This is a genomic window from Piscinibacter sp. HJYY11 (assembly GCF_016735515.1).
Lineage (GTDB): Bacteria > Pseudomonadota > Gammaproteobacteria > Burkholderiales > Burkholderiaceae_C > Rhizobacter.
The window spans coordinates 2,134,871-2,159,495 of record NZ_JAERQZ010000001.1 but is presented as its reverse complement, the minus strand read 5'-3'; the positions used below and the strand labels follow the sequence as shown (position 1 = coordinate 2,159,495).

The window sequence follows — 24,625 nt, the reverse complement described above, 5'->3', positions numbered from 1 at the left end:
AAGTGACGACCATGAGCCCTCATATCCAGCAGACCCTGATCGACGCGCGCGCCGCGCTCGACGCCCTCATCGCCAACGAGGCGACCCTCCAGTCCATCGACGCGGCGGGCACCTTGCTCGCCGACACCTTCAAGCGCGAAGGCCGCGTCTTCAGCTGCGGCAACGGCGGCTCGATGTGCGATGCGATGCACTTCGCCGAGGAACTCTCCGGCCGCTACCGGCAGGACCGCCCCGCGCTCGGCGCCGCCTCCATCAGCGACCCCTCGCACATCAGCTGCGTCGGCAACGACTACGGCTACGAGCACATCTTCTCGCGCTACCTGGAAGGCCACGGCCGCAGCGGTGACGTGCTGCTGGGCATCAGCACCAGCGGCACAAGCCGCAACGTGGTGGCCGCCGCCGAGATGGCGAAGAAGAAGGGCATGAAGGTGATCGCGCTCACCGGCAAGCCCGGCGCCACGCTCGGCACGCTGGCCGACATCGAGATCTGCACCCCCGGCGGCAAGTTTGCCGACCGCTCGCAGGAGCTGCACATCAAGGTGATCCACATCCTGATCGAAGCGGTGGAGCGCCAGCTCTTCCCCGACAACTACCGCGGCTGAGCGCGCGGCGCCTTCTCGCCGCCCGGCAGGGTGGCCAGGCGCTCGCTGAGGAAGTCGACCAGCACGCGCACGCGCAGCGGCTGGTGGCGGCGCGTCGCATACAGCAGGTGCGCCAGCTGTGCCGGCCCGGTGTGGCGCGGCAGCACCCGCACCAGCTCGCCGCGCTGCAAGGCCTCGGCCACGCTCCACGAGGGCGCAAGGGCAATGCCGGCGCCTTGGTGCACGCTCTCGAGCAGGGCCATCGCGTTGCTCACGCGGTAGCGGCTGGTGAGCTCGACCCGCACCGGCCCGTCGGGGCCGTCGAGCACCAGGGCGTCGTCACCGCCGCTCGCATAGCGCAGGTAGTGGTGCGCGGCGAGGTCGCTGGGCTTGCGCGGCCTCCCATGCGTGGCCAGGTAGTCGGGTGAGGCCACGAGCAGCCGTGGCCAGCGGCCGACCGCACGCGCCACGAGGTGAGGCGGCAGCGGTCCGCTCAGCCGCAGCGACACATCGATGCGCTCTTCCAGCAGGTCGACGAAACGGTCTTCGAGCAGCAGGTCCATCTCGATGTCGGGGTGCCGTGCCAGGAACTCCAGCATCCAGCCGTTGAGCTTGGCCTGACCGAGCGCGGCCGGCGCACTCACGCGCAGCAGGCCGCGCGGCGTCTGCGATTGTGCCCGCGCGTCGGCCACGGCCTCGTCGTACTCCTCCAGCATGCGCCGCGCACGCTCGTGGAAGCGCTGGCCCTCGTCGGTCAGCGTGAGGTGGGTGGCACTGCGGCGCAACAGGCGCACGCCGAGCGAACGCTCGAGGCCGGCGACGAGCTTGCTGACCGTCGGCTGCGTCGTGTCGAGCGCACGGGCGGCACTCGAGAGGCTGCCGAGTTCGACGCTGTGCACGAAAGCGGAGAGTGCGCGGAGCGTGTCCATGTCATTCGATTCTGGAATGGGGCGGATGCCATTCTGGCGTCTTCTCATCTCGATTGGAATTCGAGACAGTGGTGCCATGACTTCCATCCTGACCATTACCCGCCGCCGCGTGCTGACCGGCCTCATCGTCCTCGCCGCCAGTGCAAGCACCTTGGCGCAAGCCCCCACCTTCTGGCGCGACAGCTGGATGGCCAGCCCGCAGCCGTTGTGGTCGGCCGATTTCGTGCTGCCGCTCGGCGTGCCCGTGCGCTTCGAAAAGCAGACGCTGCGCCAGGTGGCGCGTGTGAGCGTCGGCGGCTCGCGTGTGCGCGTCGTGCTCAGCAACGATGAAGGCCAGGCGCCCCTCGTCATCGGTGCGGCCCATGTGGCGCGCCATGCGGAGGGCTCGGCGGTGGTGGCCGGCAGCGACCGGGCGCTGCGCTTCGGCGGCCAGGCCAGCGTGCGCATTCCGCCTGGCGCGCGCATGGTGAGCGACCCCGTCGACCTCGCCCTGCCAGCGCTCAGCCGCGTGGCGGTGTCGATCTACCTGCCGCAGCCCACCGCGCCGGCCGGCTTCCATTTCGATGCCCGGCAGACCGCCTATCTCGTGGACGGCGACCACACGTCGGCGGCGGTGCTGGCGCGTGATGCCGCCACGCTGAGCACCCGTGTGTTCCTCACCGGCGTGATGGTCGATGGCCCGCAGCCGCCGGTGGCGGTGGTGGCGCTGGGCGACTCGATCACCGATGGCAACGGCGCCTCGCCCGATGCCGACACGCGCTGGCCCGATGCCCTGGCCGAGCGGCTCGCACCGCGCGGCGTGGCGGTGCTGAACGCCGGCATCTCCGGTGCGCGCCTGCTCAGCGACGGCATGGGCCGCAGCGCGCTCGCGCGCATCGGCCGCGACGTGCTGTCGCGCCCCGGCGTGCGCACGGTGATCGTGCTGCTGGGCACCAACGACATCGGCTGGCCCGGCGGCCCCTTCGCGCCGCGCGAAGCGGCGATGACCGTCGAGGCCTTCACCCAGGGCTACCGCGCGCTTGCCGAGCTGGCCCGTGCCCACCACGTGCGCGTGGTCGCGGCCACGCTGCCGCCCTTCGAGCGCGCGTTGCAGGGCACGCCGCTCGAAGGCCACCACAGCCCCGAGAAGGAGCGCCTGCGCCAGGCGGTGAACCGGTGGATCCGCGACAGCGGCAGCTTCGACGCCGTCGTCGACATGGACCGCGTGCTGCGCGACCCGGCGCACCCCTCACGCTTGAACCCGGCCTTCGATTCGGGCGACCACCTGCACCCCAACGATGCCGGCTACCGCGCCATGGCCGCGGCGCTTGACCTCGACGCCCTGCTGCCCGCGCCGTGAGAGGCCCCCGTTCCCCAAGGCCCACCCGTTCGATGGCCCAATCCGTCACCTGACCTGTCGTTCACCTGTCCCGTTCACCCTCATGTCCACGCCCACTCCTCACCTGTTCCAGCCCTGGCAGATCGGCAACCTGCGCCTGCCCAACCGCATCGTCATCGCGCCGATGTGCCAGTACTCTGCCGTCGAGAGCAGCGCCACCGACTGGCACACGATTCACCTCGGGCAGCTCGCGCTGTCCGGCGCCGGCCTCCTGATCCTGGAGGCGACGGCGGTGTCGCCCGAAGGCCGCATCTCGCCGCAGGACCTCGGCCTGTACTCCGATGCGAACGAGGCGGCCTTGCGCCGTGTGCTCGCGGCGGTGCGCCAGCATTCGGCGATGCCGATCGCCATCCAGCTCGCGCATGCCGGGCGCAAGGCCTCGACCCTCGCGCCGTGGAAAGGCGGCGCCCAGATCGCCCCGGGCCAACCCGAGGGCTGGAAGACGGTGGCGCCATCGCCGCTGCCCTTCCTCGAGCACTACGACGCGCCCCAGGCCCTCAGCCTGGACGAGATGGCGCGCATCCGCGAAGACTTCGCCGAAGCCGCCCGCCGCGCGGCCCGCCTGGGGCTCGATGGTGTGGAGGTGCACTCGGCACACGGCTACCTGCTGCACCAGTTCCTCTCGCCCTTGTCCAACCATCGCACCGATGCTTATGGCGGCAGCCTGGAGAACCGCATGCGCTTTCCGCTGGAAGTGTTCGACGCGGTACGCGCCGCCTTCCCGGCCGACAAGCCGGTGTGGGTGCGTGTGTCGGCCACCGACTGGGTCGAGGGCGGCTGGTCGGTCGAGGAAACCATCGCCTACGCGAAGGCGCTGAAGGCCCGCGGCTGCGCGGCCATCGACGTGAGCAGCGGTGGCCTGTCGGCGAAGCAGGCGATCCCGCTCGGCCCGGGCTACCAGGTGCCGCTCGCGCAGCGCCTGAAAGAAGAGGTGGGCATGCCCACCATGGCGGTGGGCCTGATCACCGAGCCTGCGCAGGCCGAGGCCATCCTCGCGCAAGGGCAGGCCGATGCGGTGGCGCTCGCACGCGCCATGCTCTACAACCCCCGCTGGCCGTGGCATGCCGCCGCGGCCCTGGGCGCCAAGGTGAACGCGCCGCCGCAGTACTGGCGCAGCGCGCCGCACGGCGTGAAGGCGCTGTTCGAAGGTGCCTGACGCTAGGCGCCTGGGTCCGGCCGGGCGCGGCGCCGCCGCACGGCCCACAGCGTGAGCACGCCCGCCGCGCCGAGCGCCAGCGAGGCCGGCTCGGGCACCGGGGCCACGTTGCCGAAGTACAGGTCGTCGATCACCGGCCCGGTGCGCAGGAAGTAGAACGCGCTCAGGTCGAGGTTGGAGATGCCGGTCTCGGAGTGGAACGACACGTACTGGTTGGGCCGGTACGGTGTCGACGTGGGCCATCCCGCGCCATCGGTGACGACCGTGCGGGCCCAGCCGCCCGGGCCGGCGGCGTCGACGAACACCCGGTCCCGGTTGGGTGCGCTGACGTAGAGGCTCACGTAGGTCGGCAAGGTGCCGCCGATGAAGCTGAGGCTCAGGTAAGGCGCACCGTAGAGCGACTGGTCGGTGCCGGGCACGCCCGAGCCGGCCAGGTAGCCCTCGTTGACGAGGAGGCCGAGCGGCGCGTACTCGTTGGTGACCGGGGTGCCGGCGAGCCCGCCTTCGGGATCGGGTGGCGGCAGGTCGTCGAAGGTGATGAGCACCGCCTGGGCGAGGGCGGCATGCACCCCCAGCAGCACCGGAAGCAGGGCACGCGCGAGCGTGCGCACGAAGGAGCGGGAACGAAGGGCCATGAAAGCCTCCGCAGGAGCCACGGTGGCCTCTCGCGGCAAGCCATGTTCCGCGCTATGGAGGAGGGGCGTTCAGTAGGCCTGGAAGCTCAGCGGCTGACCGTCCTGCGGGCGGATGCTCTGGAAGCGAGGCACCAGCCGCGCCTGCACCGTGGCCGGCAGCGGCGTGAAGCCGGTCGAGCGCAGCAGCGAGTCGCCCTTCATGAAGGCCCAGTAGAGGAACTGCAGCGACTCGCGCGCCGAGGCCGACGAGCGCGGCGCGGCGTCGACCAGCACGTAGGTCGTGACCGTGATGGGCCAGCTCAAGGGGCCGGGCTGGTCGAGCAGCGACGCGGTCTCGTCGCCCTTGGTGTTGAGGTCCGACGCACGCACCGCCCACTTGAAGCCGTCTTCGCCGGCGGAGACGGTGTTGCCGGCGCGGTTGACGAGCTTCACCGCGGCGAGCTTGTGCTGCAGCACGCGGTCGTACGACACGTAGCCGATCGCGCCTGGCGTGGCCATGAGGGCCTTCACGATGCCGTCGTTGCCCTCGGCCGTGACGGGTGCGCCGGGCCACTTCACCGCCTGGCCGTGGCCGACGGTCGCCTTCCAGCTCGCCGACATGAGCGACAGGTAGCGGGTGTAGGCATCGGTCGAGCCCGATCGATCGGCGCGCACCACGCGCACGATGGGCGTGGCGGGAAGCACGTGCTCGGCGTTGAGTGCGGCGATGCGCTTGTCGTTCCAGTGCGTGATGGCGCCGCCCATGATCTCGGCCAGCACCTCCCCGCTCAGGCGCAGCGTGTTGGCGCCGACGCCGCGCAGGTGGACCACCGGCACGATGCCGCCCACCGCGATGGGGAACTGCAGCAGCCGCTGCTTGTCGAGTTCGGCCGGCTTGAGCGGGCTGTCGGTGCCGCCGAAGTCGACCTCGCGCGCCACGATGCGCTTGATGCCGTCACCCGAGCCGGTGGGCTGGTAGCTCACGCGCACGCCGCGCTCCTGGCCGTAGGCGGCGGCCCAGCTCTTGTAGACGTCGGAGGGGAAGGTGGCGCCAGCGCCGCGGATGTCGGCGGCCTGGGCCGCGATGGCGTGCGCGAGCAGCAGCACGCCTGTCAGCAGGAATCGGGAAGTCATGGGGAAGCGGGAAAGCGTGCGCGCAAAAAGCGCGGCATCTTAGGGCCCGACCGGGCCATCCTTGATGACGGCGGCGTGACAGCCGCGGCGCCTCAGCGCGCCGGCTTGCGCAATGCGGCGAGCAGCTTGTCGCGCTCGGGCCCGGCGCTGACCTGCTCGCCGAGCAGCACGAAGAGCTGCTCCTGGGTCTGAGCCTTCGCGACGCTCTTCTTGACGACGATGCTCGCGATCGGGCCGATGCTGCTCGTGAGCACGCGCGTGGCGTGGGCCAGCGTGTCGGCCGTGATGGCGGTGCCGAGCGCCACGCCGCCGCTGCCGGGCTGTGTGGCTGGCGACGGGGCGCGCGTGGTGGCGGCGGTGACCTTCGAGCCGCCGCTCGCATGGCCCACCCGGCCGGGCGAGGTGACGGCGTCGAACTTCGCCATGAAGCGCTGCCGGTCCTGCTCGTTGCCGAGCTGGTCGCACAGGGTGGTCTTCAGGCCGTTGATGTCGTGGAAATCGCGCGCCGCCTTGCGCACCATCACCTTGGCCATCGGGCCGACGAAGGAGGCCAGTGCCAGCTCCACCTGGTGCAGCGTCGCCGGGTCCCAGCCGGGGATGCTGGTCGGCATGGAGCGCGGCACGCCGCTCGGCGGCTCGAGCACGCCCACGGGCGGGGCGGGCGGGGAGTCTTCACGCACCACGATCACGGTGGTCTCGCCGGTGTCGGGCTCGGCCGAGAGGTCGCGCTTGGCGAGTGCGGCGCGGAACTCGGCCACGCTCTGGTAGCGGTCGGCCGGCTTCTTGGCCAGGGCCTTGGCGATGATGGGGTCGTAGAACGCCGGGCGGCCCGAGTCGGGCACCTTGCTCGGCGGCACGGGGTGCTCGTTGACCACCTTGTACATGACCGATTCGGCCGAGCCCTGGAAGGGCGGGTGGCCGACCAGCATGCCGTAGAGGATGGCGCCGGCGGCAAAGATGTCGATGCGGTGGTCGACGTTCTCGCCGATGTACTGCTCGGGCGCCATGTAGCCGGGCGTGCCGATGGTGGAGGTGATCTGCGTCAGCACCACCGACTCGATGCGCGCGATGCCGAAATCGGTGACCTTGAGCTGGCCGGCGTTGGTGACCAGCAGGTTGGCGGGCTTGATGTCACGGTGCCAGACGCCGTGCTTGTGCGCGCAGTCGAGCGCGGCCAGCAGCTGGTCCATGATGGTCAGCACGTCGCACTCGGGCGGCTGCGGCGTGCCGTGGAGGATCTGCGAGAGCGTGCGGCCCTCCACGTACTCCATCGCGATGTAGGCGGTCTCGGCGTCTTCGCCGTACTCGTAGATCGCCACGATGCCGGGGTGCGACATGCGCCCCACCGCGCGGGCCTCGTTCTTGAAGCGGGCGGTGGTCGACGAGCCGGAGAGGTCCTGCCCGATCAGCGCCTTGTGGATGGTCTTGATCGCGACGGGGCGGTTGATGACCGGGTCGAAGGCCTTGTAGACCACGCCCATGGCGCCTTTTCCGAGCACACCCGTGATCGGATATTTGCCAAGTTGCGCCGGGTGGGTCATCTCACCGATTCTGGCGTCAGGAATCGAGCATCTTCATCGCATGGACCATGCTCTTGCGCATGCGCGTGAACGATTGCGCCAAAGTGCCGATCTCGTCCTTCGACTTCACGTTGAACTCGGGCGCGTCGAGCTCGCCCAGGCTCACCCGGTCGGACAGCTGCGACAGCTTGCTCACCGGCCGGATCACCAGCTGCCACAGCATCAGGTTGAGCGCCAGGCCGATCAGCAGGAAGACGCCGGTGAGCAAGCCCATCACCACCTTGAAGTTGCGCTCGGCGCGCTCCAGCGGCACCGACATCGGCACCGACACCACCTGCGCGCCCAGCACTTCGTTGAGCGTCCAGCCGAAGCCGTTGGCCGGGCCGTACTTCTCCACCAGAGGCTTGGGCGCGGCTTCCACCGTGCTGTGGCAGCGCAGGCAGTCGGGGTTGGTGATCTTGATCGGGCGCGCGATGTAGGTCACGAGGCCGGAAGGCGTGTCGCGCTGGCCGATGAATTCCTTCTCGTCGGGAGACTGCTTGAAGCGCGAGATCACGTCTTCTTCCCAGTCCTGCGCGCGGTCGCGCGGATTGGTGGGGTTGAGCATCGCCGGCTTGTACGCGTATTCGGGGTGGTTCTTGCGCAGCGCGTTGAGCACTTCCGACGACGAATACGCCGGCACCGACTGCGGCAGGAAGGTGTAGGTCATCTGCGTCTGCAGGAGCGGCGCGACCTGGGTGGCGGTGTAGGTGCTGACGGCCATGGCGCTTTCCATCAGCAGGCGGGCGCGGTCGAGCACTTCGTCTTGTGCACCCTGCTGCAGCAGCTTGCGGGCGATGGTGCCCGAGGCCCCGAGCCCCAGCGCGAACACGAGCAGGAACACGAGGTTGAACTTGACGAGCAGCTTCATGGGCGTCTTTCGATGGATCGGTGTTCAGTGCGACTTACGTGGAGCGGGCCGGTGGCGGATGCAGCCGGCTCATTTGCCGTACGAGGGGGCGCTTGCCGGGGCGGGCTTGGGCAGGTACTTCTCGGGGAAGAGGATGCGGTCCCACTCGGGGTGGTTGGCCATGTTGGCGACCAGGCCCTCGCGGAAGGCCGGGTTCTGCGCCAGCGGCTTCCAGCGGGTGACGAAGTAGGCGCGCAGGCCTTCGGCATCGATCCATGGCTCGGCCTCGGCGTAGCCGATGTCGGCGAGCGGCTTGGGCGCCACGTCGCGGCTGGCGAAGGTGGCGGCGCGCGAGGGCAGGCTGTCCATGAAGGCGCGCGGCAGCTTCTGGATGAAGGCGCCGCTCGGGCGCGGGGCGCTGGTGGCCTTGCCGTCGGCTCCGCGGCTGTAGAACTCGCTGTTCTTGACCGTGGCCTTGGCCGTCACCTTGCCGGCGCGGCGCTCCTGCAGCGTGACCTCGCCCGACTCGGCAAAGACCTGCAGCTCGGGGCCCTGCACCGCAAAGACGGCGCTGCGGGCAACGCCGGTCACGTCGAGGCCGGGCGCGGTGAAGCTCGCGGCCGCGGGCGTGAGCGGCTTGGGCACGGTGAGCTTGGCGGTGCCGCGCAGCAGGTGCAAGCGCGAGGCCTGCCTGGCGCGCTCGCCGCTGAATCTGGGCGAGAGCAGTGCGCGCGATTCGGGGCCGAGGTCGACGATCAGGCCGTCGGTGAACTCCAGGCGCACGAAGAGCGTCTTGGCGGTGGTCTCGACGATGTCGTCCTTGGCGAGGCGCACGCCTTCGGCCAGGGCATGGCGGGTGGCGTCGCGCACGAGCTGGGCTTCACCGGCGACGATCGTGGCCGTGGCCAGGTTGGCGGCCGCGGCAGGGCTGAGCCAGGTGCCGAGCAGCACGCCGAAGAGGCCGAGAGCGGATTTCCAGACGACGGACATGGTTCTTGTGGAGAGGCGGACCCGCAGGGCTCGCAAGCATAGCGGCACTGTTGCGCACTTTGACCTGTCAGAAGCACAGGGGTCACGGCCCGGAGGGGTCGAAAAAGCGCGACGAATTTCACACAAGAACCCGCTCGCTTCGCGAGGGGCTGGGCCCGCTACAGATCGGTGCTCGCAGGGCGGGCGCTGTGCAGCTTGTGGATGGTGATCTTGCGCACTTCGGCCTTGCTGGCCTCGATGTGGGTGCGCAGCATCAGCTTGGCCGGGTCGGCCCGCCGCGCGAGGATGGCGCGCAGGATCTTCGCGTGCTCATCGTAGGTGGCCGCAATGCGCGGCGGCTGCGTGAAATCGAGCCGGCGCACGATGCGGATGCCGTCGGTCACCTCGGCGTGCACGCGCGTCATCTGCAGGTTGCCGGCGGCGCTCACCAGCGTGGCGTGGAAGGCCTCGTCGAGCGCGGCCACCTCGGCGGTCTCGGTCTTGCGCTCTTTCTCCGCCACGAGCCAGGTGGCCTTGAGCAGGCCGAGGTCGGGCATGGGGTCTTGCGTGCAAAGTCGGTCGACGGCGGCGCATTCGAGCATCACGCGCAGGTCGTACAGCTCCTCGAGCTTGCGGAAGTCGAAGGGCGCCACGCTCCAGCCGCTGCGGAAGGCCACCTTCACATAGCCTTCCAGCTCCAGCCGGAACAGCGCCTCGCGCACCGGCGTGCGCGACATGCCCAGGCGCTCGGCCATGTCGCTCTCGGTGAAGCCGTCGCCGGGCAGCAGCACGAAGTCGAAGATGGCGGCCTTGAGGCGACGGTAGGCAATCTCGGAGCGCGTGAGGTCGCGCGGGTTGGCCGGCGGCTCCTTGGCGCTTGCGGCGGTGGTCTGGGTGGCCGGGGCTTTCATCCCAACAAGCTTACATGCGCGGATACCACGCGCCAGCCGTCGGGGGTCTTCATCCAGGTCTGGCTTTGCCGGCCGGGCCTGGCGGCGCCGGTGCGCTGGAACTCGACGTTGGCGGTGGCGAAGCTGTCGCCGTAGGTGGTGATGACGGTGCGCAGCAGCGTGCGGGCCAGGCCGGTGGAAGGCCGAGAGGCGCGGAAGGCCGCGATCTCGTCGTAGCCGTAGAGGTTTTCGGTCGCGCCGTAGCGCAGGGTGTGCGGGCTGTTCCAGAACAACTCGTCCAGCACCTCGACCTTGTTGTTCACCAGCGCGTCTTCGTAGCGGTGGAACGCGGCGGTGACCTCGGCGACGACCTCGGGCTTGTTGATGTCCATGTGGAGGGTCAGATGCCCGCGATGGGGGAGCAGGCGGCACCGCTGGCTTCGAGGGCACGGCCCACGCGCAAGGCGAGGTCTTCGCGCCACGGCGCGGCAATGACCTGCACGCCGAGCGGCAAGGCGTGGCGGCCCTCGGGCCACAGCGGTGCGGCGACCACCGGGCAACCGGCAAAGGAGATCGGCTGCGTGAGCAGGCCCATCGAAGGGCGGGCCGGCACCTGCTGGCCGTTGAGGTCGAAGGTCTCGGCGCCGACGGGCGTGGCCTGCACCGGCGTGGCGGGGGCGATGAGCACGTCCCACTCGTTGAAGAGCGCCAGCACCTTGTCGCGGTAGACGCGGCGGAAGCGCTGCGCGCGCACGTACCAGTCGGCCGGCTGCAGCGCGCCCGAGATGAAACGGTCGACCGACAGCGGCTCGAAGTCGGCCGCGCGCTCGCGCAGCAGCGGCAGGTGCAGCGAGCCGCCTTCGCTCGCGGTGGTGATGAAGGCGGCGGCGCGTGCGAGCGCTGCATCGGGCCAGGTCACGCCGGGCGTGGCCTTGAGCACCTCGGTGGCAATCGCGACGGCCTTGCGTGCGGTGGGGCTCGCGTTGTCTTCGAAGTAGCCGCCGAGCACGCCGATGCGCAGGCCGGAGAGGCTGGCGCCGATCTGCCAGGCGGTGGGCTGGATGCGGGTGGCGTGGCAGCCGGGGTCGTCGGGGTCGGGGCCCTGCAACGCGTCGTAGGTGGCGGCAAGGTCTTCCACGTTGCGCGCGAAAGGCCCGAGGTGGTCGAGGCTTGCGACAAAGGGGAAGCTGCCGCGGCGCGAGAGCCGGCCGAAGGTCGGCTTCAGGCCCCACACGCCGCACAGCGACGAGGGCACGCGGATGGAGCCATTCGTGTCGGAGCCGAGCGTCACCGGCACCTGGCCCGCGGCCACCGCCGCGCCACAACCGCCGGAGGAGCCGCCGGCGATGTGCTCCAGCCGGCGTGGGTTGCGGCAGGGGCCGTAGTGCGAGTTCTCGGTGGTGAAGCCGTAGGCGAACTCGTCCATGTTGAGCGCACCGACCAGCACCGCACCGGCGTTGCGCATGCGCTTCACGAGCTCGGCGTCTTCATGCGCGGGCGGGGCGCCGTTGCGCACCTTGCTGCCGGCGCGCGTGACCATGCCCTCCACGTCGAAGAGGTTCTTCACGGCGTAGGGCATGCCGGCCAGCGGCGGCAGCGGCTTGCCCTTGAGGCGCAGCTGGTCGATGGCGCGGGCCTCGCGCACGGCGCGCTCGAAGCTGCCGTCGGTGAAGGCATTGACCTTGGGGTCGGTGACCTCGATGCGCGCGATGCAGTGCTCGAGCGCTTCTTCGGCCTGCATCTCGCCAGCGTGGACCGCGCGAACGATGGAAAGGCCGGGGGTCATGTCGTGGCTCCTCGCGAAACTCATTCGCTGCCCGGGGGAAAGGGGGCAGGGCGATACACCTCGGCCGGCTCGGTCTCCTCGGGCAGGGGCACGGCGAGCAGGCTGTCGGCCAGGGCCTTGGTGCGCGCGAGGTGCACGGCGACGCGCTGCACCTGCGCGTCGTCGAGTGGCAGCGAGGCCATCTGGGCCGCACTGCGCACGTAGCGTTCGATGTCTTCCTGTGTCGTGGTCGTCAACGTCTCACCTCGCGCTGGAAGATCTCCAGGCTCTGCTTCTTGGTCGCCACGAAGCTCGGCTCGGAGAGCGTGGCCACCGTTCGGGGCCGCGCGTCACCGTAGTGCAAGATCTCTGCCACCTTGGTGGGGCGCTTGGTGAGCAGCAGCACCTGGTCGGCGAGGTACACCGCCTCTTCGAGGTCATGCGAGACGAGCAGCATCGTCGTGCCGGTCTGGATGAAGACCTCCTGCAGCTTCTCGCGGATGAAGAGGGTCATCTCGAAGTCGAGCGCGGAGAAGGGCTCGTCGAGGAAGAGCACCTCGGGATTGGGCGCGAGTGCCCGCATGATCGAGGCCGTCTGCTGCTGGCCGCCGGAGAGCTCGTACGGGTAGCGCTTGAGGTCGAACTTGACGTCGAAGGAGGCGACGAGTTCTTCCATGCGCCGGTCGACTTCCACCTTCGACCTGCCTTCCAGCTTGAGCGGGTAGGCGATGTTGTCGATGGTGCGCATCCACGGGAACATCGCCTCGCGGTAGTTCTGGAAGACGTAGCCGATCTTCGTGTCTTGCAGGGTCTTGCCGTCGAAGAGGATCTGACCGCTGTCGATCGGGATCAGCCCCGCGATCATGTTGATCAGCGTGCTCTTGCCGCACCCGTTGGGGCCGAAGACCGAGACGATCTTGCCCTTGGGGATGTCGAGGTCGAAGTTCTCGTAGAGCGGCCAGCCGGCGAAGTATTTCGTCAGGCCGCGGATGGTGATGTGCGTGCCGGCCGGGCCGGGCTCGAACTTCGGCGCCGGGACGTCGGCGTAGACGGGACCATTGAGGACTGCGCTCATCTTCCGCTCCAGTGCACGATCTTGCGTTCGATCATCAGGAAGAGCACGTTGAGCGCATAGCCCAGCGCGCCGGCGGCGAGGATCGCCGCGTACATCGTCTTCACGTTCAGCACCTGCTGCGCGTCGATGATGCGGTGGCCGAGACCCTTGTCGGAGCCGATGAACATCTCGGCCACGATCACGATCACGAGCGCCATCGAGACGGCCGAGCGCAGGCCCACGAAGCTCGGCTGCAGCGACTCCCACACCAGCACGTCCTTGAAGATCTGCCAGCGGCTCGCGCCCATCACCTTGGCCGCCATCACGCGCTGCTTGCGGGCGTTGATCACGCCGTAGGCACTGTTGAAGACCACGATGAGGAAGGCACCGAAGGCGGCGATCGCCACCTTGTTGATGTCGCTCACGCCGAAGATCAGCAGGAACAGCGGGATCAGCGCCGAGCTCGGCGTGGAGCGGAAGAAGTCGATCAGGAACTCCAGGCTGCGGTAGGCGCGCTCGTTGCTCCCCAGCAGCACGCCGAGCGGCATGCCCACGGCGGCCGCGATGCAGAAGGCCTGCACCGTGCGCCACACCGTCACCAGGAAGTCGGCGAGCAGCGAGCCTCCCAGGAGGCCGGTGACCAGCGTTTCCAGCGTCGCCAGGGGCGGTGGCAGCAGGATGGGCTTGATGAGCCCGGCGCGCACCACCACGTCCCACACGATGAAGAGCACCAGCGGCCCCACCGCCGGCAGCAGCTTGCCCCAGTTGAAGGCCTTGCGCGGCGCGGGGGCCGCGGTGCTCGGTGCCTGCCACGGCGCGGCCGCGGCAGAAGAGGAGGATTCAACAGCGGCCATGGCGCATCACCCCTTGTAGATGAGCGACTCGACGGCCAGCTTCTTCTCGAACACGCCCTTCTCGGTGAAGAGGTCGAAGAACTTCTGGAACGCGGCGATGTCGCTCGGCTTGAACTCGTTGTAAAGCATGTATGAGGCCAGGGGCACCTCGCCGGTCAGCGGGCCCTCGATGGCCGTGTAGCCCTTGAGGTACTGGCGTGCGTCGGCGGGGTTGGTGCGCACGAGCTCGATGCCACGGGCGTAGGCGGCGATGTACTTCTTGGTCTCCGCGGGGTGCTTCTTGATGAACTCGGTGGTGAGCGTGGCCGAGCCGCCGTGCCACGGGGCGAGCGGGTCGCCGAGGATGTACTTCGCGATCACGCCGGCTTCGAGCACCCGAGTGGTGCCGTTGAGCCTGCCGACGGTGCCGGTGGGCTCGAGCGTGTAGACCGCGTCCACCTGGCCGGCCGCGAGCGCCGCGACGTGCTGGCCGATGGGGAGCTCGGTGACCGCAGTGCCCGGGGCGCCGGCGCGCTCGAGCACGGTGATCGCGAGCACGCGGTTCTGGATGCCGGGGCCGGAGGCGACCTTCTTGCCCTTGAGTTCGGCCAGGGACTTGATCGGGCTGTCCTTCGGCACCAGGAACTGGTCGAGCACGTACTTCTGGTTGCTCGGGTTGGTGGCGATGATCTTGAAGAGCCCCGGCGAGGCGATCTCGCCCACACCGAGGTTGCCCGAGCCGGTGCCGTTGGAGCTGCCGTCGCTGCGGCCCGAGAGCATGGCCTCCATCACCTGCTGGGCGCCGGCGAACTTGAGCGGCTCGACGTCGAGGCCGGCTTCCTTGAAGTAGCCCTTCTCGACGGCGGCGAAGAAGGGCAGGCCGGCGGCCACCGGCCAGTAGCCGATGCGGATCTTGGGGCCGCTCTGTGCGCGCAGCACGGCAGGCGCGCCGAGGGCGAGCGCGGCGCCCGCCTGGACGATGCGGCGACGGCGGGTGTCGAGGGAGGGCTTGGTGCTCATGCGGGGTCTCCGTGGGTGAGGGCAAAGGTCGGGACAGGGGAAATGGGTGTGAGAAAGCGGGTGTCAGGAAGCCGGCTTCAGCGAGGCGAGGTAGGCCCGCCAGCCGCCGAATTCGGTGATGTCGCGCGCGCCTTCGAGGGCAAGCGCTTCGCAGACGAAGCCGTGCACTGAAGTGCCGTCGGCGAGCGTCAGGCTGCCGAGGCCGAGCGGTGCCGGGATGAGGGCGAGGAAGGAGCCGATCTCGGCAAGCGGCACGTCCCACACCTCGACGGCGATGGCCGCGCCGCCGCTGCCCACGCGCTGCAGGCCCGGCTTGGGCGGCACGGTGCCGGGCAGGGCGTAGAGACGGTACTGCGGCGCGGTGGTGGTGGCCAGGCGCAGCGTGGCGCCACGCTCGGTGAGTTGGCCGTTGAGCGGCAGGCCGCTCAGGTGTGCGCCGACGACCGCGATGGCGAGCGTGGGCGTGCTGGCCGGGGCGCGGGTCAGCGTGGGCCGCAACTCGGTGTGTTGCTTGAGCGCCCCGAGCGGCAGCTTGAGCTGCGACTGCCACGCGGCGCCGAATTGCGCGAGGGCGGCATCGAAGCCGGCCGGCGCGATGAAGGTCACGCCGAAGGGCAGGCCGCGCGCGGTGAAGTCGAAGGGCAGTGCGATCGCGCTCCAGCCCAGCAGGTTGACGAAGTTGGTGTAGGTGCCGAGCTGCGCGTTGGCACCGATCGGGTCGGCGGCCACCTCGGCCATCGTCGGGTGCGCGGGGGCGGTCGGCACCATCAGCACGTCGGCCTGCGACCAGAACGACGTGGTCGACGCTTGCGCGGCGCGCAGCTTGTAGTGGCCGCGGAAGGCGTCGGTGGCGCTGAAGTCGCGCGCGCTCTCGACGATGCTGCGCACCGAGGGGTCGAAGAGCTCGGGCTTCTGGTCGAGCAGCCGCTCCACCGCTGCATGGCGCTCGGCCACCCATGGCCCGCCGTACAGCAGCTCGGCGGTGGCGTGCAGCGGCGAGAAGTCGAGCGGCACCACCTCGTGGCCGAGCGACTGCACATGCGCGCACGCCTGGGCAAACGACTCGCGGTAGCCGGCATCGCCGTTGAACACCGGCCGCGCCGGGATGCCCACCCGCAGCCGCGGCTTGAGCCTGGCCGGGCCGGGCTGGAAGCGGCTGTAGGCATCGGCTGCGTCGGCCCCTTCCATGACCGACAGCACGAGCGCCGCGTCGTCGGCGGTGAGGGCGAGCACCGAGATGCAGTCGATGCTGCGGCAGGCGGGCAGCAGGCCGGTGGTGCTCACGCGGCCGGGCGTGGGCTTCAGGCCGACGATGTTGTTGAAGCCGGCGGGCACGCGGCCGGAGCCGGCGGTGTCGGTGCCCAGCGCGAAGGGCACCTGCCCTGTTGCGACCACATAGGCCGAGCCCGAGCTCGAGCCGCCGCTCACGCGTGCGGGGTCGAAGCTGTTGGGCACGGCGCCGTAGGGGCTGCGCGTGCCGACGAGGCCGGTGGCGAACTGGTCGAGGTTGGTCTTGCCGACCGGGATGGCGCCGGCCGCCACTAGCTTCTGCACCGCCACTGCATGGGTGGAGGCGGGCTCGCTCGCGAAGCCCTTGCAGGCGGCGGTGGTCAGCAGGCCGGCGACGTCGATGTTGTCCTTCACGCCGAAGGGCATGCCCAGCAGAGGCTGCGTGTCAAAGACCGCCGGCCCCTGGGCCAGAAGGCGGGCGTCGCACGCGTCGGCCTGGGCGAGCAGGGCCTCGTCGTGGAGCCGCGAGATCCAGGCCGGGCTGGCGAACTGCGATTGCTCCTTGAGGAAGCGCAACATCAGCTGCCGCACCGTCATGGTGCCGTTGCGCAAGGCCTGCTGCAGTTCTGCCAGTGTGCGGGGATCGGTGCTCGTCATGTTCTGCCCTGTCCTTGTGCATGCCATCTTGTATGCAAGAACAAAGCAGGACACATGCCAGTCGGTTTAGGCGAGGGCGGAAATGGCAGGGCGACCCGACCCCGCACTGCGCGCAGTCGGGCGACAAGCGGGAACTAGTGCCCGCTATTCGGCCCGGTAACCGCCGGTACAGCCGCTAACCTTCCGGGGTCGTTTTTCCCTTGCCGTACCTGTCATGAAATTCATCGGTGTGCCGCTTCGCCGGCCCGGTTTCAACGAACTCACGGCCGCCGCCGTCATGGGCTCGGGCCTGTGGGTCCTCGCGGTGGGCCTGGCCCATGTCGCCCGCATGGAGCTGACCAAGGCCGATGCCGGTGCGCTGCTGCTCGTGATGCTGTGGGCGTGCGTGTCGGCCCGCATCGGCATCCGTGTCGGCGCCGGTGGCCGGCACCTGGCAGCCAACCTGATCGTGAGCGGCCTGCTGCTCGCGGTCTACGAGGTGGCGCGCGGCCTCTTCTGACGCCGGCCTCGGGGCGTAGGCCCCCGCCTACGACCGTTTGCGACCTTCTCCGCTCGTGCCGTTGCAAGGTGCCGGGTAACTTGCCCGCACCTTGAACTTCACTGGAGAACGGTCATGAACTTCATCATCTGGCTCATCGTCGGCGGTCTTATCGGTTGGGTCGCCAGCATGATCATGCGCACCGACGCCCAACAGGGCGTGATCCTGAACGTGGTGGTCGGCATCGTCGGCGCCTTCCTGGGCGGCTTCCTGCTCGCCCCGCTGCTCGGCACGGGCACGATCAACAGCAACGACTTCAGCATCGCGGGCCTGGGGGTCTCGCTGCTCGGCGCCGTGATCCTCCTGGCCATCGTCAACCTGTTCCGTCGAGGCTCCGCACGCTGACGACGGCATGACTGCCCAGCCGTCCGAGCAGAAGTGGCCCCAGTGGCTCTATGTCGTGCGGCATGGGCAGAGCGCGGGGAACGTCGCGCGTGACCGGGCGGAGGCCGCCGGGCACACGCTGATCGACATCGCCGCGCGCGACATGGACGTGCCGCTCTCGCCCCTGGGCGAGCAGCAGGCCGATGCGGTCGGGCGCTGGTTCGGCGCCCTGCCGCCGGCGCAGCAGCCCCGCGTGGTGCTGTGCTCGCCGTATGTACGGGCACAGGCCACGGCCGAGCGGCTGCTGGCCGCCGCGGGCATCGCCCGCGGCGCCATCACCCTCGAGCGCGATGAACGCCTGCGCGAGAAGGAGTTCGGCATCCTCGACCGCCTCACCGTGCTGGGCATCCGCCAGAAATACCCCGAACTCGCCGAGCAGCGCGCCCACGTCGGCAAGTTCTACTTCCGCCCGCCGGGGGGCGAGAGCTGGTGCGACGTGATCCTGCGTCTGCGCAGCGTGATCGAGATGGTGACGCGCGAGTACCGGCGTGAGCGTGTGCTGGTGGTGGCGCACCAGGTCACCGTCAACTGCCTGCGCTACCTGCTGGAATGCAAGAGCGAGGCAGAGATCCTCGACATCGACCGCCAGGCCGACGTGCCCAACTGCGGCGTGACGGCCTATGAGTACGACCCGGCGCAGGGCTCCATCGGCAAGCTGGTGCCGCGCCTCATCAACTTCGTCTCGCCGCTGACGCAGGACGGCACGCCGGTCACGGCCGAGCCCGACGTGCCGGTGGCCGCCAAGCCATGAACCGCCGCCGTGTGCTCGACACCGGCGCGCTGCGCCACTGGCCCTTGCCGACGATCGACGCGGGCTGCGACAAGGAATCGCGAGGCCGCGTGGTGCTGATCGCGGGCAGCCGCGAGATCCCCGGGGCCGCCCTGCTCGCCGCGCAGGCCGCCTTGCGGGCCGGTGCAGGCAAGGTGCTCGTGGCGACCGGCGAATCCGTTGCGATGCACGTGGCGGTGGCGATGCCGGAGCTGCGGGTCGTCGGGCTGCCCGAGACCTCGCTCGGCGGGCTAGACCCCTCAGGCCTGTCGCAGCTCGACACCGCCCTTCGCCGCGCGAGCGCCGTGCTGGTCGGCCCCGGCATGCAGGATGAAGCGGCGGCCATCGACCTGACCCAGGCGCTGCGCCAGCGCCACCCGGAGCTGCCGACGATCCTCGACGCCGCGGCGATGGGGGGCGCCACGCGCGAGCCGGTCGCCGGTCACCCGGTGCTGCTCACGCCGCATGCCGGCGAGATGGCCCACCTCACCGGCCATGACAAAGGCGCCGTGCTGGACGATGCCGAAAGCGCCGCACGCGAGGCGGCCCGCTGGTGGAACGCGGTCGTCGCGCTCAAGGGCGCGACCACCGTGATCGCCGACCCGCTGGGCGAGACCTGGGTGCACGAGAACGCCAACCCGGGCCTTGCCACCGCCGGCTCGGGCGATGTCCTCGCCGGCCTGATGGTGGGCTTCGCGGCCCGCGGCGCGCCGCTGCTGCAGGCTGCGGCCTGGGGCGTGGCGGTGCACGCACGCGCCGGCGACCGGCTGGGCGCGGTGGGCTTTCTCGCGAGCGAGTTGCTCGCGCAGGTGCCGGCGCTCATCGGGAGCCTGGCGCCCCTCGACCGCGGCCGCTTCACGCCGGTCGAACAGACGCCAAGCGCAGCGCAGGCAGCACCTGTTCGCCGAAGCGCCGGATGAACGCGGCCTGGTCGCCGGCGACCTGGTGGATGTCGAGCGTGTCGACGCCCACGCTCGCCCAGCGGCGCAGGTGCTCGACGTGCGCCTCCAGTTCGTGCGAGACGAAGACGTGCTCGCGCATCGCGTCCGGCGTGATGTGGCGCGTGAGGCGGTCGAAGTCTTCCGGCTCGCGGGCGTCTTCATCGGCATCGCCGGGCGCGGCGTTGTAGCGCCACTGCGAATGCGCGGCCTGCAGCGCCTCGTCGTCGCTCGCGGCCCAGCACACGTCGACCTTCAGGTGCACCGGCTTGCCCTCGCCGCCTCCGTCACGGAAGGCCTGCACGATGGCCTGCAGGTCCTCGAAACGCGAGGCCACGGTGAGCAGCCCGTCGGCCCAGCCACCCATCCAGCGCGCCGTCTCGACGCTCGTGGCCGCACCGACCAGCGGCACCGGTGTGTCGGGCCGCGTCCACAGCCGCGCGTGGTCGAGCGGCACCGGCGCTGGCTGCGACACCCGCTCGCCCGCCATCAGCGCACGCATCGCCAGTGCCGCCTTCTGCAAGCGTTGCTGCCGCTCCGGTTTCGCCGGCCAGCCGCTGCCGATGCAGGCCTCGTTGAGCGCCTCGCCGCTGCCGAGTGCGACCCAGGGCACGCGGCCCGGGTACATCACCGCCAGTGTGGAGATGGCCTGCGCCAGCACCACCGGGTGGTAACGCCAGCCGCCGGGCACGGTGATGGCCGAGAAGTGCAGCCGCTGCGTCGCCTGCAGCGCCGCGCCCAGCCATGACCAGGTGAAGCCCGAGTGCCCCTGCGCCGGCCCCCAGGGCTGCAGGTGGTCGGAGCTGAAGGCCGCGTCGAAGCCGGCGCCCTCGGCGAGCTGGACGTAGTGCAGCAGATCCCTGGGCGAATGCTGCTCGTGTGAGACGTGGTAGCTGATGCGGGTCATGGTGCCCATCGGCAAGCGCCGTTCCGTGCGGGTGGCCCGAAGCCGCGGCATGTGCCTTGCCGCTTTCGCGCAGCACACAACGCGAGGAGCCCGCGCATGGCCGAGCACTGGTACAAGAACGCGCTGATCTACTGCCTGGACGTCAAGACCTTCGCCGACGGCAATGGCGACGGCATCGGCGATTTCGTCGGGCTCAGGAACAAGCTGCAGTACCTCGCCGGCCTCAACGTCGACTGCGTGTGGCTGCAGCCGTTCTTTCCGTCGCCCATGCGCGACAACGGCTACGACATCACCGACTACTACAACGTCGACCCGCGCTTCGGCACGCTGGGCGACTTCGTCGAGTTCTCGCGCAGCGCGCGCGACAAGGGCCTGCGCGTGATGATCGACCTCGTCGTCAACCACACCTCGATCGACCACCCGTGGTTCCAGGCGGCGCGGCGCGACCCGCACTCGCCCTACCGCGACTACTACGTCTGGTCGGAGACGAAGCCGGCCGATGCGGCCGAGGGCACCGTCTTCCCCGGCGAGCAGACCACCACCTGGACCTGGGACCGCGAGGCCAAGGCCTACTACTTCCACCGCTTCTACGACCACCAGGCCGAGCTCAACATCGCCAACCCGGCGGTGCGTCGCGAGATCGAGAAGATCACCGGCTACTGGCTCCAGCTCGGCGTGACGGGGTTCCGCATCGATGCCTTGCCCTTCCTCATCGAGCTGAAGAACCTGCCGGCCGAAGGCCAGGCCGACCCGCACGACTACCTGCGCGAGCTGCGCCACCACGTGCAGACGTTGTGCGGCGACGTGTGCCTGATGGCCGAGGCCAACCTGCCGCCCGAAGACGTGCCCGACTACTTCGGCGATGGCGACAAGATCCACATGTCGTTCAACTTCTGGCTCAACCAGCACCTCTTCCTCGCGCTCGCCCGCGAAGACGCGACGCCGGTGCGGGACGCCTGGGAGCAGCTGCCGCCGCTGCCCGACAACTGCCAGTGGAACAACTTCCTGCGCAGCCACGACGAGGCCGACTTCGGCCGCCTCACCGAGGCGCAGCGCGAGGAGGTGTTTCGCGCCTTCGGCCCCGAACCCGACATGCAGCTCTACGACCGCGGCGTGCGGCGGCGCCTTGCGCCCATGCTGGGCAACGACCGTCGCCGGCTCGAGCTCGTGCACAGCCTCCTGCTCACGCTGCCCGGCTCGCCGGTGCTTCGCTACGGCGACGAGATCGGCATGGGCGACGACCTGAGCCTGCCGCACCGCGAAGCCGTGCGCACGCCGATGCAGTGGAGCGCGCAGCCCAACGCCGGTTTCTCGGCGGCGCCGCCCGAGGCCCTGGCCCTGCCGGTCATCGAGGAAGGCGAGTACGGGTTTGCCAACGTCAACGTGGAGCAGCAGCGCCACGACCCCGACTCGCTGCTCAACTGGCTGGAGCGCATGCTGCGCCGGCGCAAGGAGTGCCCGGCCTTCGGCCTGGGCGACTGCGTGTTCGTCGACACCGGCGAGCGCGAGGTGCTGGTCCACCGTTGCGTGCACGAGAACACGGCGGTCATCGCCGTGCACAACTTCAGCGGCCGGCGCCTCAAGCTGCGCCTGCCGGTGCTCAACAGCGGTGTCGAAGGTGCCTGCGTGCACGACATCCTCGTCGGCCGGCGCGACGGGTTGCGCGACGACGGCAGCTACGACATCGAACTGCCGGCCTATGGCTACCGCTGGTTCATGGTGAATGCCGAGGGCAATGCGCTCACCCTGTGCTGACGGCGAGCTGGAGGCGGCTCAGAGCTCGAAGGGCTCGGGCTGCCGGCCGTCGATGTCGGTGAAGCCGTAGCTGCGGGCGAGGTCACCCACGCGCAGGAGCTCGCCGGTGTGGCGCATCACCTGCGCGTCGGCGGCGAGCGCGGCCACGGCGCGGCCGAGGTAGCGCGGCGACTCCGTGCGGGCGAGCGCGGGCCGTTCCTGCCAGTGCGCCTCGTCGGTCTGGTGGCCGAGCAACACGAACTCGGTGCGCATCCAGCCCGGCGAGAGCGCCACCGACGCCACGCCATGGAGTTTCAGTTCCTCGGCCATGCTGAAAGCGAGCCGCACCATCGCCGACTTCGCAAGGTCGTAGTAGAGGTTGCCCTTGAGGTAGTGCCCGCGGTCCCAATAGGTGGTGGTGACGATCAGCCCGCGCTGCTGCTTCAGGAAGAGCGGCGCCGCAAAGCGGCTGGCCACGAGGTGGTTGCGCACGCCGCGGTCCATCATCGAATCCCAGTGCGTGAGCGGGCGTTCCCAGAAGGGCGCATCGAACACGCCGTCGAAGGTCTCGTGCCCGCCCCAGGCGTTGTTGACCAGCAGGTTGAGCCGGCCCTGCTGCTCGCGCGCGACGCGCTCGAAGAGCGAGCGCACCTCGTCTTCGCGCGTGTGGTCGCAGCGCACCGCGATGCCGTGGCCGCCGAGGCGCGTGACCTCGTCGGCGGTGTCGTCGATGTGGCCCGGCAGCGTGTCGAGCTTCGACAGCGCGAGGATCTGCTCGTAGCCGCGGGCGGCTTGCGTGCGCGTGCTGCGGCCGGTGACGTAGACAGTGGCACCGGCGGCGCCCAGCTCGAGCGCGATGCCGCGGCCGGCGCCACGGCTGGCGCCGGTGACCACGGCGACGTGGCCTTGCAGGGGGCGTGGGGTGTCGGGCATGGCGGTCTCCTTCAATCGGTGAGCCGCCATCTTGGCCGCTGCTCAGGCCGGTGTCTTGGAAGAACCCGCAATCGTGCTGCACCAGTAGTCGGTCGGGCTCAGGCCGCACAAGGCCCGGAATTCGTTGGCGAGGTGCGGCTGGTCGTAGAAGCCGCAATCAGCGGCCAGGCCGGCCCAGTCCGGTGGACCGCCCTCGACCTCGCGCAAGCGGCGCAGGCAGACCTGCAATCGCAACAGCCGGCGCCAGGTGCGCGGTGGCAGGCCGACATGGGCATGGAAGAGCTGCTGCAGCCGGCGCTCGCCGCAGCCCAGCCGCCCGGCGATGTCGGCCATGGAAGTGGGGGCGTCGGTGCGGGCGAGCAGGCGCAGGGCCTCGTCGACCTGTCGCGCCGGCGATTCGCGGCGCAGCCCTTGCACCCGGCGCAGCAGATGGCGCTGCAGCACCCGGGCGCGGCCGGCGTCGCTGCGCTCGTCGGCCAGTGTCGCCTGCAGGTCCGCGCCTTCGCGGCCCCATATCGCGTCGAGCGGCACCGCCGCACCGTTGAACTCGCCCGCCGGCACGCCCAGCAGTGCGGTGGCCGCACCGGGCCGAAGCGTGAGCGAGAACGCGTGCATGCGCCCGCGCAAGCGCACGAGCGAGGGCGCCGCGCTGGGGCCGATCACGCCGGCCACGAGCCCGGGCGCCTCGGCGGTCGAGGGAGCGTCACCGAAATTGAAGACGAGCCGCAGGTGCCCGTCGGGCACCACACGCTCGATCAGCTCGGCATCGCGGGGCACGGTCTCGTGGTACAGCAGCATGTCGGCCACATGGCCCCGCAGCGCCGCGTGCAGCACGACCGGCTGCAGGCTCGCCTGCGGCATCGGCCCGGCCTCGGGGCCGTGCAGCTCGTCTTCGGGCAGGCGCAGGAACAGGCGGTCGCTCATGCCGCCATCTTCGTCGACGGTTGACCTCAGCGGGCCGTGGCCCCACCGTCGACCAGGTAGAAGCCGCCGGTGCAGAAGGAGGCCCTGTCCGACAGCAGGAAGGCGGTGAACTCGGCCACCTCCTCACGGCTTGCCAGGCGGCCGAGCGGGTGCATCGCGGCGAACTGGTCGAGCACCTCCTGTGGCATCTCCAGGATGCGCGGCGTGCCCACGTAGCCCGGCCCGATGCAGTTGATGCGGATGCCGCGATCGGCGTACTCCAGCGCGGCACTGCGGGTGAGGCCGATGACGCCGTGCTTGGCGGTGGTGTAGGCCGACAGGCCGGCCACGCCGATGATGCCGTTGGCCGACGAGAGGTTGACGATCGCCCCGCGGCCGCCGTCGAGCATCGCCGGCAGTTCGGCCTGGAGGCAGATGAACATGCCGGTGAGGTCGGTGTCGATCACGCTGCGCCATGCGTCCAGCGGCAGCTCGTGGGTGGGCGTGTCGGCGGGGCCGGTCACGCCGGCGTTGTTGACGGCGAGTTGCAGCCCGCCGAAATCGCGCACCGCCACCGACACGGCACGCGCCATGGCCTGCGGGTCACGCACGTCGGCCTCGACGGCGCGGCTGCGCTCGCCGTGCGGGTCGAGCTCGCGCAGCAGCACTTGCAGCCCTTGCAGGTCGTGGCCGCAGACCACGAGGCTCGCGCCACCGGCGAAGAGGCGGCGAGCGATGGCCTCGCCGTTGCCGGTGGCCGCGCCTGTGACGAGTGCCGTGCGGCCGCGGAATTCGCTCGCCAGGTCGGGCAGGTGGGGCATGGGCATCTCCTTGGCAGTGAATGGATGCCCCTTCGCGGCAAGGTCCGTTCCGAGGTGCTGACATTGACTGACATGGACC

The 24,625-nt window shown here is 70.1% G+C and carries 26 protein-coding genes; 8 read left to right on the top strand and 18 right to left on the bottom strand.

Annotated elements, in window-relative coordinates; genetic code table 11:
• Positions 1 to 11: 11 nt before the first annotated feature.
• The gene (gmhA, locus tag JI745_RS09880) at positions 12 to 602 is read left to right on the top strand and encodes a D-sedoheptulose 7-phosphate isomerase (RefSeq protein WP_201805791.1); all 591 of its coding nucleotides are present in this window, start codon (positions 12 to 14) and stop codon (positions 600 to 602) included.
• Here the strand turns inward: gmhA and JI745_RS09875 are convergent.
• The gene (locus tag JI745_RS09875; protein WP_201805789.1) at positions 590 to 1,510 is read right to left on the bottom strand and encodes a LysR family transcriptional regulator; all 921 of its coding nucleotides are present in this window, start codon (positions 1,508 to 1,510) and stop codon (positions 590 to 592) included. The two genes, gmhA and JI745_RS09875, sit on opposite strands and share 13 nt — an antisense overlap.
• A 76-nt stretch (positions 1,511 to 1,586) precedes the next feature.
• On the opposite strand from JI745_RS09875, the gene JI745_RS09870 reads away from it, so the two are divergent.
• Both JI745_RS09870 and JI745_RS09865 read left to right on the top strand, forming a co-directional pair.
• Positions 1,587 to 2,849: an SGNH/GDSL hydrolase family protein gene (locus tag JI745_RS09870; RefSeq protein WP_201805787.1), complete on the top strand. Its 1,263-nt coding sequence runs from the start codon at positions 1,587 to 1,589 to the stop codon at positions 2,847 to 2,849.
• A gap of 82 nt (positions 2,850 to 2,931) precedes the next feature.
• Positions 2,932 to 4,044 (top strand): NADH:flavin oxidoreductase/NADH oxidase, encoded by a 1,113-nt coding sequence (locus JI745_RS09865; protein ID WP_201805785.1) that lies wholly within the window; start codon positions 2,932 to 2,934, stop codon positions 4,042 to 4,044.
• 2 nt (positions 4,045 to 4,046) lie between these two features.
• Here JI745_RS09865 and JI745_RS09860 read toward each other — a convergent pair whose 3' ends face one another.
• The 13 genes from JI745_RS09860 to atzF all read right to left on the bottom strand — a co-directional run bounded on the left by JI745_RS09860 (position 4,047) and on the right by atzF (position 16,619).
• A complete protein-coding gene (locus JI745_RS09860; RefSeq protein ID WP_201805783.1) occupies positions 4,047 to 4,679 on the bottom strand; it encodes a PEP-CTERM sorting domain-containing protein in 633 nt (210 codons plus the stop codon).
• A gap of 69 nt (positions 4,680 to 4,748) precedes the next feature.
• Complete coding sequence (pstS, locus tag JI745_RS09855) at positions 4,749 to 5,792, bottom strand: phosphate ABC transporter substrate-binding protein PstS (protein ID WP_201805781.1); 1,044 nt, start codon at positions 5,790 to 5,792, stop codon at positions 4,749 to 4,751.
• A gap of 92 nt (positions 5,793 to 5,884) precedes the next feature.
• Positions 5,885 to 7,333 (bottom strand): serine/threonine-protein kinase, encoded by a 1,449-nt coding sequence (locus JI745_RS09850; RefSeq protein WP_201805779.1) that lies wholly within the window; start codon positions 7,331 to 7,333, stop codon positions 5,885 to 5,887.
• Positions 7,334 to 7,349: 16 nt separating this feature from the next.
• The gene (locus JI745_RS09845; RefSeq protein WP_201805777.1) at positions 7,350 to 8,222 is read right to left on the bottom strand and encodes a DUF3365 domain-containing protein; all 873 of its coding nucleotides are present in this window, start codon (positions 8,220 to 8,222) and stop codon (positions 7,350 to 7,352) included.
• A 69-nt stretch (positions 8,223 to 8,291) separates the two neighbouring features.
• Positions 8,292 to 9,191: a hypothetical protein gene (locus JI745_RS09840; protein ID WP_201805775.1), complete on the bottom strand. Its 900-nt coding sequence runs from the start codon at positions 9,189 to 9,191 to the stop codon at positions 8,292 to 8,294.
• 158 nt (positions 9,192 to 9,349) lie between these two features.
• Positions 9,350 to 10,081 carry a GntR family transcriptional regulator gene (locus tag JI745_RS09835; RefSeq protein WP_201805773.1) on the bottom strand — a complete coding sequence of 244 codons (732 nt, stop codon included), beginning with the start codon at positions 10,079 to 10,081 and terminating at the stop codon, positions 9,350 to 9,352.
• Positions 10,078 to 10,452 carry an oxalurate catabolism protein HpxZ gene (hpxZ, locus tag JI745_RS09830; RefSeq protein WP_201805772.1) on the bottom strand — a complete coding sequence of 125 codons (375 nt, stop codon included), beginning with the start codon at positions 10,450 to 10,452 and terminating at the stop codon, positions 10,078 to 10,080. Before hpxZ ends, JI745_RS09835 begins: the two co-directional genes overlap by 4 nt.
• 8 nt (positions 10,453 to 10,460) lie before the next feature.
• Positions 10,461 to 11,846, bottom strand: coding sequence for an AtzE family amidohydrolase (locus JI745_RS09825; protein ID WP_201805771.1), 1,386 nt, complete (start codon positions 11,844 to 11,846; stop codon positions 10,461 to 10,463).
• Between the two features lie 20 nt (positions 11,847 to 11,866).
• A complete protein-coding gene (locus JI745_RS09820; RefSeq protein ID WP_201805770.1) occupies positions 11,867 to 12,082 on the bottom strand; it encodes a DUF4089 domain-containing protein in 216 nt (71 codons plus the stop codon).
• Positions 12,079 to 12,900, bottom strand: coding sequence for an ABC transporter ATP-binding protein (locus JI745_RS09815; RefSeq protein ID WP_201805768.1), 822 nt, complete (start codon positions 12,898 to 12,900; stop codon positions 12,079 to 12,081). Before JI745_RS09815 ends, JI745_RS09820 begins: the two co-directional genes overlap by 4 nt.
• Positions 12,897 to 13,733 (bottom strand): ABC transporter permease, encoded by an 837-nt coding sequence (locus JI745_RS09810; RefSeq protein ID WP_201805766.1) that lies wholly within the window; start codon positions 13,731 to 13,733, stop codon positions 12,897 to 12,899. Before JI745_RS09810 ends, JI745_RS09815 begins: the two co-directional genes overlap by 4 nt.
• Positions 13,734 to 13,739: 6 nt before the next feature.
• Positions 13,740 to 14,732, bottom strand: coding sequence for an ABC transporter substrate-binding protein (locus tag JI745_RS09805; RefSeq protein ID WP_201805765.1), 993 nt, complete (start codon positions 14,730 to 14,732; stop codon positions 13,740 to 13,742).
• A 63-nt stretch (positions 14,733 to 14,795) separates the two neighbouring features.
• Positions 14,796 to 16,619, bottom strand: a complete 1,824-nt coding sequence (atzF, locus tag JI745_RS09800) for an allophanate hydrolase (protein WP_201805764.1) — start codon at positions 16,617 to 16,619, stop codon at positions 14,796 to 14,798.
• 214 nt (positions 16,620 to 16,833) lie between these two features.
• Between atzF and JI745_RS09795 the strand changes: the two genes are divergently transcribed.
• The 4 genes from JI745_RS09795 (at position 16,834) to JI745_RS09780 (ending at position 19,230) form a co-directional block, all read left to right on the top strand.
• Complete coding sequence (locus JI745_RS09795) at positions 16,834 to 17,118, top strand: hypothetical protein (protein ID WP_201805762.1); 285 nt, start codon at positions 16,834 to 16,836, stop codon at positions 17,116 to 17,118.
• Positions 17,119 to 17,232: 114 nt separating this feature from the next.
• Entirely contained in the window at positions 17,233 to 17,502 is a 270-nt protein-coding gene (locus JI745_RS09790; RefSeq protein ID WP_201805760.1) for a GlsB/YeaQ/YmgE family stress response membrane protein, read from the top strand.
• 7 nt (positions 17,503 to 17,509) lie between these two features.
• On the top strand, positions 17,510 to 18,292 hold the full coding sequence (locus JI745_RS09785) for a histidine phosphatase family protein (protein ID WP_201805758.1): 783 nt from the start codon (positions 17,510 to 17,512) through the stop codon (positions 18,290 to 18,292).
• Positions 18,289 to 19,230, top strand: coding sequence for an NAD(P)H-hydrate dehydratase (locus JI745_RS09780; RefSeq protein WP_201805756.1), 942 nt, complete (start codon positions 18,289 to 18,291; stop codon positions 19,228 to 19,230). Before JI745_RS09785 ends, JI745_RS09780 begins: the two co-directional genes overlap by 4 nt.
• On the opposite strand, the gene JI745_RS09775 is transcribed toward JI745_RS09780, so the two are convergent.
• A complete protein-coding gene (locus JI745_RS09775; RefSeq protein WP_201805754.1) occupies positions 19,166 to 20,155 on the bottom strand; it encodes a TIGR03885 family FMN-dependent LLM class oxidoreductase in 990 nt (329 codons plus the stop codon). The genes JI745_RS09780 and JI745_RS09775 overlap by 65 nt on opposite strands.
• 96 nt (positions 20,156 to 20,251) lie before the next feature.
• Here JI745_RS09775 and JI745_RS09770 point away from each other — a divergent pair, with 96 nt between their 5' ends.
• Positions 20,252 to 21,910, top strand: a complete 1,659-nt coding sequence (locus tag JI745_RS09770) for an alpha-amylase family protein (RefSeq protein WP_201805753.1) — start codon at positions 20,252 to 20,254, stop codon at positions 21,908 to 21,910.
• 18 nt (positions 21,911 to 21,928) lie between these two features.
• On the opposite strand, the gene JI745_RS09765 is transcribed toward JI745_RS09770, so the two are convergent.
• Genes JI745_RS09765 through JI745_RS09755 form a run of 3 tightly spaced genes read right to left on the bottom strand, consistent with a single transcriptional unit; the run spans position 21,929 to position 24,546 of the window.
• Entirely contained in the window at positions 21,929 to 22,822 is an 894-nt protein-coding gene (locus tag JI745_RS09765; protein WP_201805750.1) for an SDR family NAD(P)-dependent oxidoreductase, read from the bottom strand.
• Positions 22,823 to 22,864: 42 nt separating this feature from the next.
• Positions 22,865 to 23,746: an AraC family transcriptional regulator gene (locus JI745_RS09760; RefSeq protein WP_201805741.1), complete on the bottom strand. Its 882-nt coding sequence runs from the start codon at positions 23,744 to 23,746 to the stop codon at positions 22,865 to 22,867.
• Between the two features lie 26 nt (positions 23,747 to 23,772).
• A complete protein-coding gene (locus JI745_RS09755) occupies positions 23,773 to 24,546 on the bottom strand; it encodes an SDR family NAD(P)-dependent oxidoreductase (protein WP_201805740.1) in 774 nt (257 codons plus the stop codon).
• Positions 24,547 to 24,625: the final 79 nt, after the last annotated feature.

What these genes read in the sequence shown, in the direction of transcription:
- gmhA (WP_201805791.1), top strand. Translation starts at nt 12, where the DNA reads ATGAGCCCTCATATCCAGCAGACCCTGATCGACGCGCGCGCCGCGCTC.
- hpxZ (WP_201805772.1), bottom strand. Translation starts at nt 10,452, where the DNA reads ATGGACATCAACAAGCCCGAGGTCGTCGCCGAGGTCACCGCCGCGTTC.
- JI745_RS09860 (WP_201805783.1), bottom strand. Translation starts at nt 4,679, where the DNA reads ATGGCCCTTCGTTCCCGCTCCTTCGTGCGCACGCTCGCGCGTGCCCTG.
- JI745_RS09865 (WP_201805785.1), top strand. Translation starts at nt 2,932, where the DNA reads ATGTCCACGCCCACTCCTCACCTGTTCCAGCCCTGGCAGATCGGCAAC.
- JI745_RS09780 (WP_201805756.1), top strand. Translation starts at nt 18,289, where the DNA reads ATGAACCGCCGCCGTGTGCTCGACACCGGCGCGCTGCGCCACTGGCCC.
- JI745_RS09765 (WP_201805750.1), bottom strand. Translation starts at nt 22,822, where the DNA reads ATGCCCGACACCCCACGCCCCCTGCAAGGCCACGTCGCCGTGGTCACC.
- JI745_RS09850 (WP_201805779.1), bottom strand. Translation starts at nt 7,333, where the DNA reads ATGACCCACCCGGCGCAACTTGGCAAATATCCGATCACGGGTGTGCTC.
- pstS (WP_201805781.1), bottom strand. Translation starts at nt 5,792, where the DNA reads ATGACTTCCCGATTCCTGCTGACAGGCGTGCTGCTGCTCGCGCACGCC.
- JI745_RS09875 (WP_201805789.1), bottom strand. Translation starts at nt 1,510, where the DNA reads ATGGACACGCTCCGCGCACTCTCCGCTTTCGTGCACAGCGTCGAACTC.
- JI745_RS09790 (WP_201805760.1), top strand. Translation starts at nt 17,233, where the DNA reads ATGAACTTCATCATCTGGCTCATCGTCGGCGGTCTTATCGGTTGGGTC.
- JI745_RS09795 (WP_201805762.1), top strand. Translation starts at nt 16,834, where the DNA reads ATGAAATTCATCGGTGTGCCGCTTCGCCGGCCCGGTTTCAACGAACTC.
- JI745_RS09805 (WP_201805765.1), bottom strand. Translation starts at nt 14,732, where the DNA reads ATGAGCACCAAGCCCTCCCTCGACACCCGCCGTCGCCGCATCGTCCAG.
- JI745_RS09775 (WP_201805754.1), bottom strand. Translation starts at nt 20,155, where the DNA reads ATGACCCGCATCAGCTACCACGTCTCACACGAGCAGCATTCGCCCAGG.
- JI745_RS09755 (WP_201805740.1), bottom strand. Translation starts at nt 24,546, where the DNA reads ATGCCCCACCTGCCCGACCTGGCGAGCGAATTCCGCGGCCGCACGGCA.
- JI745_RS09760 (WP_201805741.1), bottom strand. Translation starts at nt 23,746, where the DNA reads ATGAGCGACCGCCTGTTCCTGCGCCTGCCCGAAGACGAGCTGCACGGC.
- JI745_RS09815 (WP_201805768.1), bottom strand. Translation starts at nt 12,900, where the DNA reads ATGAGCGCAGTCCTCAATGGTCCCGTCTACGCCGACGTCCCGGCGCCG.
- JI745_RS09845 (WP_201805777.1), bottom strand. Translation starts at nt 8,222, where the DNA reads ATGAAGCTGCTCGTCAAGTTCAACCTCGTGTTCCTGCTCGTGTTCGCG.
- JI745_RS09785 (WP_201805758.1), top strand. Translation starts at nt 17,510, where the DNA reads ATGACTGCCCAGCCGTCCGAGCAGAAGTGGCCCCAGTGGCTCTATGTC.
- JI745_RS09810 (WP_201805766.1), bottom strand. Translation starts at nt 13,733, where the DNA reads ATGGCCGCTGTTGAATCCTCCTCTTCTGCCGCGGCCGCGCCGTGGCAG.
- JI745_RS09825 (WP_201805771.1), bottom strand. Translation starts at nt 11,846, where the DNA reads ATGACCCCCGGCCTTTCCATCGTTCGCGCGGTCCACGCTGGCGAGATG.
- JI745_RS09835 (WP_201805773.1), bottom strand. Translation starts at nt 10,081, where the DNA reads ATGAAAGCCCCGGCCACCCAGACCACCGCCGCAAGCGCCAAGGAGCCG.
- JI745_RS09770 (WP_201805753.1), top strand. Translation starts at nt 20,252, where the DNA reads ATGGCCGAGCACTGGTACAAGAACGCGCTGATCTACTGCCTGGACGTC.
- atzF (WP_201805764.1), bottom strand. Translation starts at nt 16,619, where the DNA reads ATGACGAGCACCGATCCCCGCACACTGGCAGAACTGCAGCAGGCCTTG.
- JI745_RS09870 (WP_201805787.1), top strand. Translation starts at nt 1,587, where the DNA reads ATGACTTCCATCCTGACCATTACCCGCCGCCGCGTGCTGACCGGCCTC.
- JI745_RS09840 (WP_201805775.1), bottom strand. Translation starts at nt 9,191, where the DNA reads ATGTCCGTCGTCTGGAAATCCGCTCTCGGCCTCTTCGGCGTGCTGCTC.